The 16,519-nt window shown below is 45.3% G+C and carries 14 protein-coding genes; 2 read left to right on the forward strand and 12 right to left on the reverse strand.

Annotated features, from left to right (window positions below; translation table 11 throughout):
* Window positions 1-176: 176 nt before the first annotated feature.
* Together AB6D58_RS21620 and rnt are read right to left on the reverse strand one after the other, a co-directional pair.
* On the reverse strand, window positions 177-1,502 hold the full coding sequence (locus AB6D58_RS21620; RefSeq protein WP_029235135.1) for a Na+/H+ antiporter family protein: 1,326 nt from the start codon (window positions 1,500-1,502) through the stop codon (window positions 177-179).
* Between the two features lie 65 nt (window positions 1,503-1,567).
* Entirely contained in the window at window positions 1,568-2,212 is a 645-nt protein-coding gene (gene rnt, locus AB6D58_RS21625; protein WP_017061178.1) for a ribonuclease T, read from the reverse strand.
* 188 nt (window positions 2,213-2,400) lie between these two features.
* Here rnt and motY point away from each other — a divergent pair, with 188 nt between their 5' ends.
* Entirely contained in the window at window positions 2,401-3,282 is an 882-nt protein-coding gene (motY, locus tag AB6D58_RS21630; RefSeq protein WP_017063457.1) for a flagellar protein MotY, read from the forward strand.
* Between the two features lie 95 nt (window positions 3,283-3,377).
* On the opposite strand, the gene AB6D58_RS21635 is transcribed toward motY, so the two are convergent.
* Window positions 3,378-3,812, reverse strand: coding sequence for a DUF2753 domain-containing protein (locus tag AB6D58_RS21635; RefSeq protein ID WP_004734047.1), 435 nt, complete (start codon window positions 3,810-3,812; stop codon window positions 3,378-3,380).
* Between the two features lie 199 nt (window positions 3,813-4,011).
* A complete protein-coding gene (gene gloA / locus AB6D58_RS21640) occupies window positions 4,012-4,428 on the reverse strand; it encodes a lactoylglutathione lyase (protein WP_372158426.1) in 417 nt (138 codons plus the stop codon).
* Between the two features lie 765 nt (window positions 4,429-5,193).
* Here gloA and AB6D58_RS21645 point away from each other — a divergent pair.
* Window positions 5,194-7,947: a cation-translocating P-type ATPase gene (locus AB6D58_RS21645; protein WP_372158428.1), complete on the forward strand. Its 2,754-nt coding sequence runs from the start codon at window positions 5,194-5,196 to the stop codon at window positions 7,945-7,947.
* A 180-nt stretch (window positions 7,948-8,127) separates the two neighbouring features.
* Here AB6D58_RS21645 and nth read toward each other — a convergent pair whose 3' ends face one another.
* The 8 genes from nth to AB6D58_RS21685 form a co-directional block, all read right to left on the reverse strand.
* On the reverse strand, window positions 8,128-8,763 hold the full coding sequence (nth, locus tag AB6D58_RS21650) for an endonuclease III (protein WP_372158431.1): 636 nt from the start codon (window positions 8,761-8,763) through the stop codon (window positions 8,128-8,130).
* Window positions 8,764-8,927: 164 nt separating this feature from the next.
* Window positions 8,928-9,620 (reverse strand): electron transport complex subunit E, encoded by a 693-nt coding sequence (locus AB6D58_RS21655; protein WP_012603531.1) that lies wholly within the window; start codon window positions 9,618-9,620, stop codon window positions 8,928-8,930.
* Window positions 9,620-10,249 carry an electron transport complex subunit RsxG gene (rsxG, locus tag AB6D58_RS21660; RefSeq protein ID WP_017061171.1) on the reverse strand — a complete coding sequence of 210 codons (630 nt, stop codon included), beginning with the start codon at window positions 10,247-10,249 and terminating at the stop codon, window positions 9,620-9,622. The genes AB6D58_RS21655 and rsxG overlap by 1 nt, the downstream gene beginning before the upstream one ends.
* A 13-nt stretch (window positions 10,250-10,262) precedes the next feature.
* Window positions 10,263-11,309, reverse strand: coding sequence for an electron transport complex subunit RsxD (gene rsxD, locus AB6D58_RS21665; RefSeq protein WP_017063459.1), 1,047 nt, complete (start codon window positions 11,307-11,309; stop codon window positions 10,263-10,265).
* A complete protein-coding gene (gene rsxC, locus AB6D58_RS21670; protein ID WP_372158434.1) occupies window positions 11,309-13,948 on the reverse strand; it encodes an electron transport complex subunit RsxC in 2,640 nt (879 codons plus the stop codon). Before rsxC ends, rsxD begins: the two co-directional genes overlap by 1 nt.
* 7 nt (window positions 13,949-13,955) lie before the next feature.
* Window positions 13,956-14,549, reverse strand: coding sequence for an electron transport complex subunit RsxB (gene rsxB / locus AB6D58_RS21675; RefSeq protein WP_004734040.1), 594 nt, complete (start codon window positions 14,547-14,549; stop codon window positions 13,956-13,958).
* A gap of 2 nt (window positions 14,550-14,551) precedes the next feature.
* Window positions 14,552-15,130: an electron transport complex subunit RsxA gene (gene rsxA / locus AB6D58_RS21680; protein WP_004734039.1), complete on the reverse strand. Its 579-nt coding sequence runs from the start codon at window positions 15,128-15,130 to the stop codon at window positions 14,552-14,554.
* Between the two features lie 269 nt (window positions 15,131-15,399).
* Window positions 15,400-16,404, reverse strand: a complete 1,005-nt coding sequence (locus AB6D58_RS21685; RefSeq protein ID WP_136978369.1) for a substrate-binding domain-containing protein — start codon at window positions 16,402-16,404, stop codon at window positions 15,400-15,402.
* Window positions 16,405-16,519: the final 115 nt, after the last annotated feature.

The following is a 16,519-nucleotide window of genomic DNA, read 5'->3' on the forward strand; positions in this document are numbered from 1 at the left end:
GCTTGTACGGTGGTGTGAGAGGACGGAGGCCGTGAGGCCTCCTCCTACTCGATTGGTGTCGCTAGTTCAATGAGAGTGAGCGGAAGGAAGAGTAGAATGAATCTCAGAGACAAAAAAGACCGCACGAGGCGGTCTTTATAAAAGTGAGCGTAGGACTGTTTAACTACAGAACCTAATTACAGAACCATGGCTGCAATCCAACCGAATACGATCAGTGGGATGTTGTAGTGCAGGAACGTCGGTACTACGGTTTCCCATACGTGCTCGTGTTGACCATCAGCATTTAGACCAGACGTTGGACCTAATGTTGAGTCAGAAGCCGGAGAGCCCGCATCACCAAGTGCAGCAGCTGTACCTACTAGAGCGATTGTTGCCATTGGCGAGAAGCCAAATGCTGCTGCTAGTGGAACGTAGATAGTTGCAAGGATTGGAATCGTAGAGAACGAAGAACCAATGCCCATAGTAACCAATAGACCAACAATTAGCATAAGTAGTGCTGCTAGAGGCTTGTTGTCGCCGATGCTTGTTGAAAGTGCTTCAACCAAAGATTCAACGCCACCTGTTTGCTTCATAACTGCCGCGAAACCTGCTGCTGCAATCATGATGAAACCGATCATTGCCATCATGTGAACGCCCTTGGTGAAGACATCTTGTGTCTCTTTCCAAGCAATAACGCCACCGAAGGTAAATACCATGAAACCCGCTAGAGCACCGATGATCATAGAGCCAGTCGATAGTTGAACTGTTAGCGCTGCTACGATACCAGCTGCTGCTACTAGGATGTGCTTCTTGTTGATCTCTTTCACTTCTGTTGAAACAACAGTGTGAGAGGTTTCTTTGTATTGGCGAGGCTTACGGTAAGTAAAGAATACTGCAGTAAGAAGACCGAAGATCATGCCCGCAGCGGGTAACAACATCGCCATTGGCACTTGGCTTGCTACTACGTTTTCAAGACCATTGTCGTGAAGGTTTTTAAGCAGAATGTTGTTTAGGAAGATGCCACCAAAACCAATCGGTAGCACCATGTAAGGTGTAATCAGACCAAAAGTCAGCACACACGCAACTAGACGACGGTCTAGGTTCATTTTTGCGAATACGCCTAGTAGAGGTGGGATTAAGATTGGGATGAAGGCGATATGTACCGGAATCACGTTTTGCGAAGACATGGTCACTAAGATCAACGACGCAAGCATGCCGTATTTAAGACCAGTCGATGCTGCACTGTTCTCTTTGCCGTGAATGCGTTTGATAACACTTTGAGCAAGGAGATCTGTGATACCAGAACGTGAGATAGCAACAGCGAATGTACCAAGCATAGCGTAGCTAAGTGCAATCGTTGCACCGCCGCCTAATCCACTTTCGAAAGCCGCGACTGCGTCGTTCAAGCTCATACCAGAGGCTACGCCACCGATAATTGCACTGAACGTCAGAGCAACGACTACGTTTACGCGCATCAAAGCTAAAACAAGCATGATGCAAACTGAAATTACAACAGGATTCATATTATTCTCGGGATGTTGTGTTTTTTATGAAGGCAATACGAAAAAACGTTTACCGACTCTATTTTTTATTCTTCGTCAACAAGAGGCCAACCACCAAGGGCTTTCCATTTGTTTACAATGCCGCAAAATAACTCTGTGGTTTTTTGCGTATCATACAAAGCAGAGTGTGCTTCTTTGTTGTCAAATTCCATCCCTGCAGTGCGGCAAGCTTTAGCCAAAACGGTTTGACCGTAGGCAAGACCACTAAGAGCTGCAGTGTCAAAAGTAGCAAATGGATGGAAAGGGACGCGTTTAAGCTTACAGCGCTCACTTGCCGCATTAACGAAGTTCAAATCGAATGTAGCGTTGTGAGCAACCATGATTGCGCGACTGCAATCTGAAGCTTTTTGTTCTTTTCTCACTAGCTTGTAGATTTCTTTAAGGGCTTCTTGTTCCGACACAGCACCACGTAATGGGCTAAATGGGTCTTTAATTCCGTTAAAGTCTAATGCTGCCTGCTCTATATTTGCGCCTTCAAAAGGCTCAATGTGAAAATGAAGCGTTGATGCAGGGTGCAGATCTCCGTTCTCATCCATTTTTAATGTAATGGCACAGATTTCTAATAATGCATCGGTTTCAGCGTTAAACCCTGCGGTTTCCACGTCGATGACCACTGGAAAATAGCCGCGAAAGCGTTTTTTTAGGGTCAGAGCTTCGTTTTCTACAGTCATGTTAGCCCAAATAAGTGTGATTAAGGCTGCATTATTGCAGATAATAGCAGTGATAAAAACTAGGGAAGGGCAATAAATCATAAATTACCTAACCCATTACGGCTTGATAATTGCATATTTAAACGTGAGAGAAAAATGCGGCAATTGGCTGCATTGTTAAACGAATTGCTTAAGAGATACTCCACTTTATGAAGAAACAACTCATAACAGGTTCAATGCTATTTTCGCTACTTGTGTCGTCATCGGTCATGGCACAAGAAAAGCGTTACGGAGCATCTCCTCAACAGTCGACATGGGAGATGGTGGCCAACACGCCACTAGAATGTCGCTTGGTTCACCCAATTCCAAACTTTGGTGATGCTGAGTTCTCATCTCGCGCGAGTAAAAAAATCATTTTGGACTTTGAGCTTAAAATGCGTCGCCCAATGGGTGCGACGCGTAATGTCAGCTTGATTTCGATGCCGCCACCTTGGCGTCCGGGTGAAAGTGCTGATCGCATGACAACCATTAAGTTCTTCCAACAATTTGATGGCTATGTCGGTGGTCAAACAGCTTGGGGCATCTTGAGTGAGTTGGAGAAAGGGCGTTATCCGACATTCAGCTACCAAGAGTGGCAGAGCCGAGATCAACGTATCGAAGTGTCGTTGTCGTCAGTGCTATTCCAAGAAAAATACAATGTGTTCAGTGACTGTGTTGCTAATCTGCTGCCTTACAGCTTTGAAGATATCTCTTTCACTATTTTGCATTACGACCGCAACAGCGACCAGCTGAACAAGTCGTCGCGCAAAAGGCTGAGCCAGATTGCCGATTACGTTCGCTATAACCAAGACATCGACCTTGTGCTGGTGGCAACGTACACCGACTCTGTCGACAGCAAAGGGATTAGCCAAAACCTTTCAGAGCGCAGAGCAGAATCGTTAAGAGAGTACTTCAAATCTCTAGGCCTGCCAGAAGATCGTATCCAAGTGCAAGGCTATGGCAAGCGTCGTCCGATTGCGGACAATAACTCGCCAATTGGTAAAGATAAGAACCGACGTGTTGTGATCTCTTTAGGTCGCACACAGGTTTAAGCTAAACAACAGCTTGTTTTGAAATGACAAAGCCCGTCTTGATGACGGGCTTTTTTATGTTTTAAATTTGGAGTCGTTGTTTTAACGGAACTTGTTTAATTCAAGCGGAAGCGGGCGATCATTTCACAGTTGGTCGCGGTATCGATCTTTTCCACCATAGAGGCAATTTTAGGGTTTGGGTGGCGTTTCATGAAATCGATCAGCGCTTTCTTACAGCAACCAATAGAATCGATAAAGCTTGAACATTGAGTATTAGGGCACTGAGGGATCAGTGTGAGTACCTTTTCAGAAGCCAGTTGAAGATACTTGAGCTCGTATTCAGTGTCGCCAGCCCAACGCCAGAATTGAGCAAGATTGTGGCAAGAAATCACCGAAATCAGTAACCGCTCATCGGCTTGAATATCGGTGCGTTCTGTAATTTCTTCACTTAAGTTCAAAGCCTGCTGATAATGAAGAATACTTCGTACAGGATCGTCGAGCTGCAATGCAGTATCGGCAAGTAACGTGTGTTTTTCCCATTCGCTAATCATTGTATTACCTCATTAATCAATAGGTGGTTAATTTAAATAATAATTATTATCATGTAAAGTTTCATCAATGAGATTGTTAAGAATAATTGGTGAAGCATATCGATTATGGGGAGAGTGATAAAAAAGAAGCGAGCATAGTGCTCGCTTCTTTTTTATTTCATCAGGCGTTCAAACTCAACTTCTCAAAGAGGTTAAGGAATTAACCTTCTAGACCTGCGCTTGCTTGTTTGTTCTGAATCAGCTCAATCATGTAGCCATCAGGATCTTTAACGAACGCAATGTGTGTAGAGCCGCCTTTAACCGGACCCGCTTCTCGCGTTACGTTGCCGCCAACTGCTTTAATCGCATCACACGTTGTGTAGATGTCATCAACACCGATAGCAACGTGACCAAAAGCAGAGCCAAGATCGTATTCCGTGGTGCCCCAGTTGTAAGTCAGCTCAATCACTGCGCCTTGAGATTCGTCGCCAAAGCCAACGAAAGCCAGTGTGTATTCGTACTCTTTGTTTTCGTTCTTACGTAATAGCTGCATGCCCATTACATTGGTGTAGAACTCGATAGACTTGTCTAGATCACCCACGCGTAGCATGGTGTGTAAAATACGACCGTTTGACATGATTTGCTCCTAGCTTGTTATTGGTTGTTTCTTTTATAGCACTATATATGAGCAAGCTCATAAGCAACACCAAAGAGATGATGAGTTTGGTCATATTTTCTTATTCTCATCATCTATCTTACTCTCCCCCTCTGCCTTTTTTCTTATTTGTATTACAAGAAATTAAAGAGCGACGGCCTTATTAATTTGTCAGTCACTAGCGCTTAATTCGCAGTTTTGCATAAATAGTAAGTTTGAGTGTTGGTCTTTTTTGTAATGGCCAAGAATGGCCTTGGTTGTTGAATTGTGACTTATATCTCCATCTTGTTGCTGATTTCCTTTCGTTTTTACAATTGGCATCTAACTTTCCATTTTATCAATTTATGATTACGCCAACATCTCCCTGTTTATAGAAAGGTTATTCCGATGTTTTACTTCGCTATTAAGGAATTTTCGATAAAATACGCCAATAACCAATGGTTTTTACGAAAGTGCAAAGGGTGTCTATTTTTTGTGCTTATCTTTTTTAAACAATAGTTTGGGCTTGTATTGTTTGTTTTATGTTTGATGTTTGATGTGGTTGTGTTTTCAAAGTAGTTGTCAAGTGTGTATCAAGTGTATCTTTTGCGATCTTTGCTAAATAGACAATCCTTACTATATAGTTTTTCAAGCGCACCAAATCGACTAAATATTCACTTTTGATTTGTGCGATTTTTCTATCACATAAGAATAAGTATTATTTTATTACATTAGCCTCGGCGTGAGGCATTGATGTGGAGTACTCAAATGACGAGTAAATGGTTTACACAACAAAGTTCAGATGTTTTAAACGAACTGAACGCAGATCAAACGACAGGTTTATCAACTTCTGAAGCGGATGCACGCTTAGAGAAGCACGGCACTAACGAACTGACTGCACAAGAGTCAGCTTCTGCGTGGGAACTGTATATTCATCAATATAAAAACCCACTGATTTTTATTCTAGCTGTTGGTGCAATCGTTTCTTGGTCTACTGGCCACGCGATTGATGCTATGGCTATTGCAGTGATTATCCTTATCAATACTGGTATCGCGTTCTGGCAAGAATTTAAAGCTCAGAAAGGGATGGAAGCGCTAAAAGAAATGGCAGCTCCAGAAGCCGAAGTGATGCGCGATGGTAAATGGATCAGTGTTCCAGCTAAAACCCTCGTTCCTGGTGACATCATCAAAATTAATACTGGCGATATTCTGCCTGCTGATGTTCGTATTCTTGAGTCAAACCGTCTGACGGTAGATGAGGCTGCACTGACCGGTGAATCTGAGCCAGTGAATAAGCAGTCTGAACGCCTTGAAGATGAGACCCTTGGTCTTGGCGATCAGAAGAACATGGGCTTCATGACAACAATCGTGACTACAGGTACAGGCCTTGCTGTGGTAACAAGCACAGGTATGCAAACTGAAGTTGGTCACATCGCTGATATGATGAACCAAACGGAAGAGACGAAAACACCAATGCAAGAGCGTATGGACACCATCGCACTCGCATTATTGGTTGTTGCTCTTGTGGTTGTTGCTATTGTTTGTGCTATCGGTGTTTACCACGGTATGCCATGGTTAGAAATCCTAACAACAGGTATCTCTTTATCGGTTGCCGCTATTCCTGAAGGTTTACCAACGGTGGTTACTATCGTATTAACGATGGGCTCGACTAAGATGGTTAAGAATAATGCTTTGGCTAAACAGCTAGCAGCAATCGAAACGCTTGGTTCTACAACCGTTATCTGTTCAGATAAAACCGGTACGCTAACACAAAACCAAATGCAGGTGATGAAAGCGTACGATGTGTCTGGTCGTTACTGGGATGTGTCAGGTAAAGGTTTTGATCCTAAGGGTGAATTCATTACCAAAGGTCACAATGTCGAAGCGACAAACAGCCCTGCAATGATGAAAGGTCTTGTTGTTGCAACGCTTTGTAACGATGCTGAATATGTAAATGCTGATGGTAAATGGACGGTTCGTGGCAACCCGACAGAAGGTGCACTAATTGTTGCAGCTGCAAAAGCAGGTCTTAAACAAGATGAAATGCTATCAACGGGTGGCTACTCAATCGTTAAGAAGTTCCCGTTCGATTCTGGTCGTAAGATGGCTTCTGTTATCGTTCGTGACCCACAAGGTAAGCACTTCCTAGCATTGAAAGGTGCGCCAGATGTTGTTCTTGGTAAATCAACCAGCTTCATGGTTGACGGTGGTTTCGTACCAACGGTTGGCTGTGAAGTTTCAGGCAACTTGGCTCTCGATACCGCACCGTCTCAAGAGCTTCATTTAAACTTTGAATCGGCAATCCAAACCTTTGGTGGTGATGCTCTGCGTACACTTGCCGTTGGTTTCCGTGAATTAAAAGAAGAAGAGCTTGAGTTAGATTTCCCTGAGCTTGAAAAAGACGTCAGCATCCTGGGTATCTATGGCATCATGGATCCACCACGCCCAGAAGTGCGTGATGCAGTAAATAGCTGTTATAGCGCTGGTGTTCGTACGGTAATGATTACCGGTGACCACGCAGTTACGGCAGCAGCGATTGCGCGTGAAATCGGAATCATCCGTAGCGAAGATGATCTAGTGGTAACGGGTACTGAGCTTGATCAAATGGATGACGAGAAGCTGTTGTCTATCTGTTCTCAGGTTGCAGTATTTGCACGTGTTACTCCAGAGCACAAGCTGCGTATCGTAAAAGCGCAGCAAGAGAACAACGAAGTTGCCTCTATGACCGGTGACGGTGTGAACGATGCGCCAGCACTGCGTCGTGCAGACATTGGTGTTGCGATGGGTATTACAGGTACGTCTGTTGCGAAAGACTCAGGTGACCTTATCCTGTTGGATGATAACTTCAGTACTATCGTGAAGGCGGTACGTCAGGGTCGTCAAATTTTCGATAACTTACGTAAGTTTATCCGCCAAGCACTTACAGCGAACGTGGGTGAGGTTTCGGTAATCCTATTTGCATTCCTACTCATGGGACCAGATGTAGTACTTCCGCTAACTCCACTAATGATTTTATGGGTTAACCTCGTTTCTGATGGTCTACCAGCACTCGCACTCGGTGTTGAGCCAGAAGAGAAAGATCTCATGGAGCGTAAGCCAGGCAAACGTGACCAAGGCTTCTTCTCAAATGGTCTAGGCGCTCGTATCCTAACTCGTGGTCTCGCATTAGGTGGTCTAAGCTTTGTGACATTCTCTTACGCACTCGACGGTGGTTACAGTGCTCAATACGCACAAACCGTTGCGTTTTTAACACTGATCTTTGCTCAACTTTGGAGCTTGTTCGATGCACGTACGTTTACAACGATTTATCGTAAGAATCCGTTCACTAACCACTACCTACTTGGTGCGGTGGCAGTATCGGCTATCTTGTCTTTAAGCGTTGTGTACACAAGCTTCGGTCAGCTGGTATTCAGCACAGAATCGCTAGAGTTTAATCACTTAATATCGTTAATCTTCATTGCAGCAGTACCAACATTTGTTCTATCTGCTATCAAAGAAGTGACTAAAGTGAAGTTTATCTAAGACAGACTTCTTAGCTAAATAAATGAATCCCGCCATAAAAGGCGGGATTTTTTATGCCTGTTGTCTTGGGAACGCAGAATTAGAAGTGAAAACTTATGTAGAGGCGGATTCTAGAGAGTGGCAATAAAAAAGCAGCGCTTTAAGCGCTGCCGTATTGATTAATCGTTGTGAACGGAAAGACTAATCTTCGCTCTTTTCTTTGAATTCACAGAGGTCTTCAATGATACAGCTGCCACAGCGTGGTTTACGTGCGACACAGGTGTAACGTCCATGAAGAATGAGCCAATGGTGGACATCCAGTTTGAATTCTTTTGGGATAACTTTAAGTAGTTTTGCTTCGACATCGTCGACGGTTTTACCCATCGCTAGCTTAGTGCGGTTTGATACACGATAGATGTGAGTATCAACGGCAATGGTTGGCCAACCGAATGCGGTATTTAACACTACGTTTGCTGTTTTACGACCGACACCTGGAAGGGCTTCTAATGCAGCGCGATCTTCCGGTACTTCACCATTATGTAGGTCAAGCAGCATACGACACGTTTTGATGGTGTTTTCTGCTTTTGAGTTAAATAGGCCGATGGTCTTGATATACTCTTTTAAGCCATCAACACCTAGGTCGAAAATTGCTTGCGGAGTGTTGGCTAAAGGGTACAGCTTATCCGTCGCCTTGTTCACGCTGACATCGGTTGCTTGTGCAGACAATAGAACGGCAATCAGCAGCTCGAATGGGCTGCTCCAGTTAAGCTCAGTCTCTGGCTTTGGATTGTTTTCTCTTAAACGCTCAAGTATTTCTACTCGTTTTACATTGTTCATAGCGACATTACTTTCAAATAGTTAGGGCATGAAGCTTGGATTGCTTCTGCTTTATCATCGGTTACGCGCTCTTATGAGCGTCATTATTATATGTACTGTTTAGATCTGATTTCCCCCGCTGAGTGGTGGAGCTAACTCAGCGAGGTTTAAGCTAATTTAACTTATTAGGCATTGGTAACGCGAGCGCGTTCAATGACTGGTTTTTCTTGTTTTGGTTGTCTAGATTTTGCTTGGTTATCGATGATATTTTTCAAAGCAATTAAGAAACCAACACCAATGAAGGCACCCGGTGGAAGCAGGGCTAACAAGAAGCTGTTATCAAATTGGAATATCTGGATTCGTAACACAGAAGCCCAGTCACCAAGCAGCAGGTCTGCGCCATCAAATAGGGTTCCGTTACCAATAATCTCACGCATCGCACCTAACACGACCAATACTGATGTCATGCCTAGACCCATCCAGAAACCATCTTGAGCCGCAGGTAGCACTTCATTTTTTGAAGCGAAGGCTTCCGCACGACCAATGATGATGCAGTTGGTTACGATCAGCGGGATGAAGATACCCAAAGAGAGGTAAAGCCCATAGGCGTAAGCGTTCATCAGCAATTGAACACAGGTTACTAGCGAGGCAATGATCATTACGAATACTGGGATACGTACTTCTTTTGGCACATGATTACGAACCAAAGAAACAGAAACGTTTGAGCCGACCAGTACAAGCAAGGTAGCAATGCCTAGCCCAAGTGCGTTAGTGACTGTTGACGATACAGCCAGCAGCGGACATAACCCAAGAAGTTGCACTAGGGCAGGGTTATTGGCCCACATGCCATTTTTGATCAATGTTTTATGGTCACTCATTATTCACCACCACAATTTAGAGGTTGAGCAAGCAATGCTTGGTTGTTTTGGTTAACGTACTGGACCGCTTGTTTGACTGACTTCACGACTGCTCTTGGCGTGATAGTAGCGCCAGTAAACTGGTCAAAATCACCACCGTCTTTACGAACCTTCCAACGGTCTAGATTAGAATCCGTCACTTGCTTACCTGCAAACGAAAGAATCCAATCACTCACACGCAGATCAATCTTATCACCCAAGCCCGGAGTCTCTTGGTGAGAAAGCACGCGAGTACCTAAAATAGTACCGTCAGTTTTCATTCCAACAATGACTTTAATCGCGCCATTGTAGCCGTCTGGTGCAATCGCTTCGATCGCAATCGCGCTTGGCTCACCATTAAGCTTAGCAATGTAAGCCGGCATCGCTTGCTCAGTACCAAGCTCTTCTGCTTGAACCAAAGTACAAGACGAAAACAGCTCGTTGTCGTGCTGATCGTGTGGGATCACTTGGTTAAGAACAGACAGTAACTGAGCCTGTTCTTGTTGTTTGATCTGATCTTTGGTCAGGTAGTGAGTTACCGCGACCAAACCCGTCGAAGCACACGCAAAAATCGCGAGTACAAGGCCGTTTTTCTTAATTGCATTTAGCATGGTATCCGCTCCCTTAGTGACCGTATGTGCGAGGTTTGGTGTAGTAGTCAATCAGTGGAACACACATGTTGGCTAACAATACAGCAAACGCCACGCCATCAGGGAAACCACCCCAACTGCGGATGATAAAGACTAAACCGCCGATCAGAGCGCCAAACACTAAGCGACCTTTGACTGTCGTGGATGCTGAAACTGGGTCGGTTGCAATAAAGAATGCACCAAGCATAGTCGCGCCAGACAGAAGGTGAATGGTTGGAGAAGCGGTTTCACCAGGAGTGAGCACTAAGAACACTAAGCTAAACAGAGTAAGACTGCCGATGAAAGCCACAGGGATATACCATTGAATAACACGTTGCTTAATCAGCACTAAACCGCCGATTAGGTAAGCAAGGTTTACCCACTCCCAGCCTACGCCAGCTAACCAACTAAATTGAGGTTGAGATAGTGCTTCTGAGGCAGTATTGCCTGCCGTTAATGCCGTTTTGAATGCATCAAGCGGCGTCGCCATTGTGGTGCCATCAATGCCAAGGCGTGCTTGTTGCAGAGACAAACCTTCGTTATTGAAGCCAGTAAAGATCATCAAGAATGAGTCAATAAAGCTTGTTGCTTCTGCTGTCAGGCTCGCGGGAGCATTCCAACTGGTCATTTGAACTGGGAATGAAATCAGCAAAACAACGTAAGCGACCATCGCAGGGTTAAATGGGTTCTGCCCTAGGCCGCCGTATAAGTGTTTCGCGATAATAATAGCGAAGAACATACCAATGACGAGGATCCACCACGGAGAGTGTGGGGGAATCGCGACACTCAGTAGCCAAGCGGTTACAACAGCACTGTAATCACGCAGTGCCATTACTGGCGGGCGTTTTCTCAATAGCATGACGGCTGCTTCAAAGGTAACAGCAAGTGCAATAGCAAATACTAACTGGATGAGGGTACCCCATCCAAAGAAGTAGGTTTGAGCTAGTAGACCTGGCAATGCACAAATAGCCACCCATTTCATTAGATCTGGGGTGCTTCTACGGCTATGCGCGTGCGGTGAGCTGGCGATAAAGAAGGCCACTACTCTTTCTCCTCATTGTTCTTTTTATCTAGCTCTTGCTGGGCTTTTTTCGCTTTAGCACGAGCGATAGCTGCAGCAACAGCAGCTTTCTTCGGATCGACCTGTTCAGATTGAGTATCAGTTTCTACTTCAACTACTGGTTCAGATGTTTCTGCTTGCTTAGCTTGCTGTGCTTTTTTTGCTTTAGCACGGGCTATAGCGGCAGCAACGGCGTCTTTCTTAGCATCGCCAGAACTTCCAGCTTCAGTTTCAACTGCAGGTTCAGGAGCTTCGGTTGTTTCTTGTGTCGCTTGCTGTGCTTTCTTAGCCTTAGCGCGAGCGATGGCCGCAGCAACAGCAGCTTTCTTAGGGTCGACTTGCTCCGATTGAGTCTCGGTTTCAACTTCAACCACTGGTTCAGATGTTTCTGCTTGCTTCGCTTGCTGGGCTTTTTTGGTTTTAGCACGAGCGATAGCGGCAGTAACAGCATCTTTCTTGGCATCGCCGGATTTTTCAGCAGGAGCTTCAGCAGCAGATTCAGCTTGTTGAGCTTTCTTGGCTTTAGCACGAGCAATGGCCGCAGCGACAGCATCTTTCTTAGCATCGCCAGAGCTTTCAACAGGAGCATCCGAAGCAGATTCCGCTTGCTGTGCTTTCTTCGCTTTAGCGCGAGCAATCGCAGCAGCAACGGCGTCTTTCTTCGTATCGCCTGAGCTTTCAGCTGGAGCGTCGGAAGTAGATTCAGCTTGTTGAGCTTTCTTGGCTTTAGCACGAGCAATGGCCGCAGCGACAGCATCTTTCTTAGCATCGCCAGAGCTTTCAACAGGAGCATCCGAAGCAGATTCCGCTTGCTGTGCTTTCTTCGCTTTAGCGCGAGCAATCGCAGCAGCAACGGCGTCTTTCTTCGTATCGCCTGAGCTTTCTGCAGGAGTATCGGCTGCTGCTTGTTGTGCCTTGCGCTCTCTCGCTTGACGCTTGCGCTCTTCACGCAGTTTAGACATTTCAGAGTTGTCTGGTTCAGCGCCTTCCGCTTTTTGAGCTGCAGCTTGTTTCGCTTTTGCCTTCGCAATAGCGGCAGCAACCGCAGGTTTCACTGCTGGTTCTTCATTCGGAGCCTGATCCGCAGCGGCTTTTTGTGCTTTAACACGAGCAATCGCAGCAGCAATAGCATCATCACCGCCGGATGTTTTCATATCTTTACGGCGGTTATCTGCGGCTTTTTTAAAGCGGTTTTCACGTTCGGCTTTATCACGCTCCATACGAGCGTTCTTCTCTTCAAAACGAATCTTGGCGCGTTCTGCAGCAGCGGCTTCATCTTTTCGAGTTTTGATTTCAGCTTTTGCTTGGCGATAGTACTGAACAAGAGGGATTTCGCTTGGGCAGACAAATGCACATGCACCACATTCAATACAGTCTTTAATATTTAGCTCTTCACACTTATCCAACTCGTTGGCTTTGGCGTGCCATTGCAGTTGTTGAGGAAGTAGAGACGCAGGGCAAGCTTCAGCACATGCGCTGCAACGGATACATTCCATCTCGTAAGTGCTTGGTGAGATCTCACGACGCGTTGGCGCCAAAATACAGTTCGACGTTTTGGTGATTGGCACATTGGCATGCGGCAAGGTAAAGCCCATCATCGGGCCGCCCAAAATTAAACGCGGCAGTTTTTTATCTGCTTTGTAGCCAAACTCTTCAAGTAACTCATGTACTGGTGTGCCTAATAGCGCCCAAACGTTACGAGGTTGCTTAAAGGTTTTACCGGTTAATGTCACAACGCGGTTAACCACAGGTTCGCCGTCAATTACCGCTCGCTTAATCGAGTAAAGAGAGCCGACGTTCTGAACCAAAACACCAATGTCTGCAGGAATGCCGCCAGCTGGAACCTCTTTGTTGGTGAGGATCTTGATAAGTTGCTTCTCACCACCAGAAGGGTATTTGGTTGGGATAACGCGAATGACGATATCTTTGTCTTTCGCTGCAATCTCAAGTGCTTTTATCGCATCTGGTTTGTTGTCTTCAATGCCGATAACCGTCAGCTTTGGTTGAAGAATGTGTTCAACCACTTCGATGCCGTTTAATACTTCGTCGGCATGTTCTTGAAGCAACTTGTCATCAGAGGTGATGTAAGGTTCACATTCCGCAGCGTTGACGATCAAAATGTCGGTACGACCTAAGCCTGATTGAAGCTTCTTAGCCGTAGGGAAGCCTGCGCCGCCCATGCCCGAAATACCAGCTTGGCGAATCACATCAAGCAGTTCGTCAGAAGTCTTTGTCGAAAAATCTTCAACTGGATTTTTTTCAATCCAAGTGTTTAAGCCATCAGGCTTAATAACCACGCACATTTCGCTCAAACCTGATGGGTGAGCGGTGGTGCGCGGTTCGATAGCGGTAACCACACCCGACGTTGGTGCGTGTACTGGCAAAGTAAAACCTGTATCTAAGGCAGTAAGTTGCTGACCTTTTAACACAGTGTCACCAGCAGCAACCAGTAGGTTACCCGGCTTACCGATGTGCTGTTTCACCGGAAGAACGATTTCTTCTGGAAGCCTTGCATGGACGATATCAGTAGTATTCGACTGTTTCTTGTTTTCAGCAGGGTGCACGCCACCAGGGAAGTTCCAAATAGAGCCCGTGCGAATTTGTTCAATTAAAGAGATCATACTAACCCTATGCTTTAGGCTCTGACGCAGTCGCATCAGTCGCTTGGTTAGTGATATCAGTAACAGGGATGATGTTCATCTGCCATTTCCAATTTTCAGTCGTTGTTGCCACTGGAATCATTTCAATACAGTCAGTAGGGCACGGTGCGACACATAGATCACAACCTGTACATTCATCTTTAATTACTGTGTGCAGTGCCTTGGTGCCACCAACAATGGCGTCAACAGGGCAGGCTTGAATACACTTGGTACAGCCGATACACATATCTTCGTGAATGAAGGCAACGGTTTTTACTTTGTTATCTAAGTCATGAGCGGAGTCTTCAACTTCTACGCCCATTAAATCTGCTAGCTTCTCAATGGTTGCTTGGCCGCCCGGAGGACATTTGTTGATCTTGTCTCCGTTAGCGATCGCCTCTGCGTATGGGCGACAGCCAGGGTAGCCACACTGGCCACATTGAGTTTGCGGTAAAATGGTGTCGATTTGATCGACGATAGGATCAGCTTCAACTTTAAAACGGATAGAAGCAAAGCCCAAAATAGCGCCAAAAACAGCGGCTAAAACGGCTAGCGCAATGATCGCAATTAAAATGGTACTCATGTTTATTTCACCAACCCAGTAAAGCCCATGAATGCCAGAGACATTAGGCCTGCTGTGATCATCGCAATCGATGCGCCTTTGAATGGCATTGGAACATCAGCAACCGCAATACGTTCACGCATTGCAGCAAATAAGATCAATACAAGAGAGAAACCCACCGCTGCGCCGAAACCATAGATGATCGACTGAATGAAGTTGTGGTTTTCATTGATGTTCAGAAGTGCCACACCTAATACCGCACAGTTGGTGGTGATAAGAGGCAGAAAGATACCCAGCAGGCGATAAAGAGTCGGGCTGGTTTTGTGAACGACCATTTCCGTAAATTGAACAACCACCGCGATAACCAAGATGAAACTCATGGTACGCAGGTATTCAATACCCAGAGGGGTAAGGATGTAGGTTTCTACTAGGTATGCAGAGACCGACGCTAACGTTAGAACGAAAGTCGTCGCGAGGCCCATGCCAATCGCAGTCTCCAGTTTCTTGGAGACTCCCATAAATGGACATAGTCCTAAAAACTTCACTAGCACAAAGTTATTGACCAGCACTGTGCCAACCAACAACAAAAGGTATTCGGTCATAATGGATTAATTCTTGAGATTCCGATCCCGATATTATCCTGCTTTGCTCACCTAATAACAACCAAGGATCACTAGGGATTTAGACACTTGGTGAAAAAATCAACGGGTAACCGTTTGATTAAGATGGATCAGGTTAAGTATAGGTGGGTATTTGCGGGGAATGAAAAATAAGATTAACTCAATGATAACTCATCGAATCAATCCTATTTTCTTTGTTGTAAAAAGTGTCGAGGAACGAAATGACTTAGTCTTTATGAACCTGAGCTTTCTCAATTAATGTTTCGAACAGAGGCTCTGCGCACCAAAATTGGCATAAATAGCTTATGTTCCGTGTGTTCTTTTGGCTCGTTACTTGCGAGTTGCAGAGAGAGCTTAACCGCTTGATTAGCCATGACTTGAATTGGGTAACGAATGGTGGTCAATCGAGGGTAGATGAAGCGAGCAATGTGGCCGTCATCAAACCCAATAACTGATATATCTTCTGGAATACGAACGCCATTTTCTTGTAATAACGCCAAACAGCCTGCTGCCATGTAGTCGTTATACGTTGCAATGGCTGTGATATCTGTGTTTTTTGCCATTAAGTTAACCATGGCTTGCTCACCGCCTAGCTCGTCAGGTTCACCATATTCGATGTACTCATCGTTCGATTCAATACCGTGATCTTTCAATGCATCCAAATAGCCACCTAAGCGGTCGTGAGCATCTTCAATATCGTGACTCGAGCAGATGTAGCCAATGTGCTTGTGGCCGTTTTTAATCAAATACTCAGTCGCGATGTAAGAGCCGCGGCGGTTGTCGAGAGCAATACAGCGGTGTTCGATATCGGGAACAATTCGGTTGATGAGAACTAAGCCGGGCACTTCATTGGCTAGCTTAACCAATTCTTCGTCGCTAATGCCTTTGCTATGAACCACGAGTGATTCGCAGCGGCTGTTGATCAGCAAGTTAATCGCATTACGCTCTTTGGTCGCGTCATGGTAGCCGCTGCCAATCAGTAGCTGCTTTTCTTGCTCACTTGCCACGGTATCAATGGCTTTGATCATCGAGCCGAAGAACGGGGCAGAAACATCATTAACCAGTACACCAATCGCGTTTGAAGATTTGCTGACCAATGCACGGGCGTTGGCATTTGGGCGATAGCCGAGTTTTTCCATAGCGGCTTTTACCGCCGCAATTGCGGTTTCACTGGTGTGAGGTGCATTGTTGATTACTCGAGAGGTGGTCGCGATTGATACGCCTGCTTCCTTCGCAACATCTTTAATGGTAGCCATTCCGCTCTCTTATTCTGAATATAATGCTGTGTGCTAGTGGTTGAACATTTAACAACGGATAGTTAGGCAATTCAAATATTAAACATCAAATATGACGAGGTTTGATGGTTTATTT

Source organism: Vibrio sp. 10N.239.312.D08, assembly GCF_041466145.1.
In the GTDB taxonomy this organism is placed as follows: Bacteria; Pseudomonadota; Gammaproteobacteria; order Enterobacterales; family Vibrionaceae; genus Vibrio; species Vibrio crassostreae_C.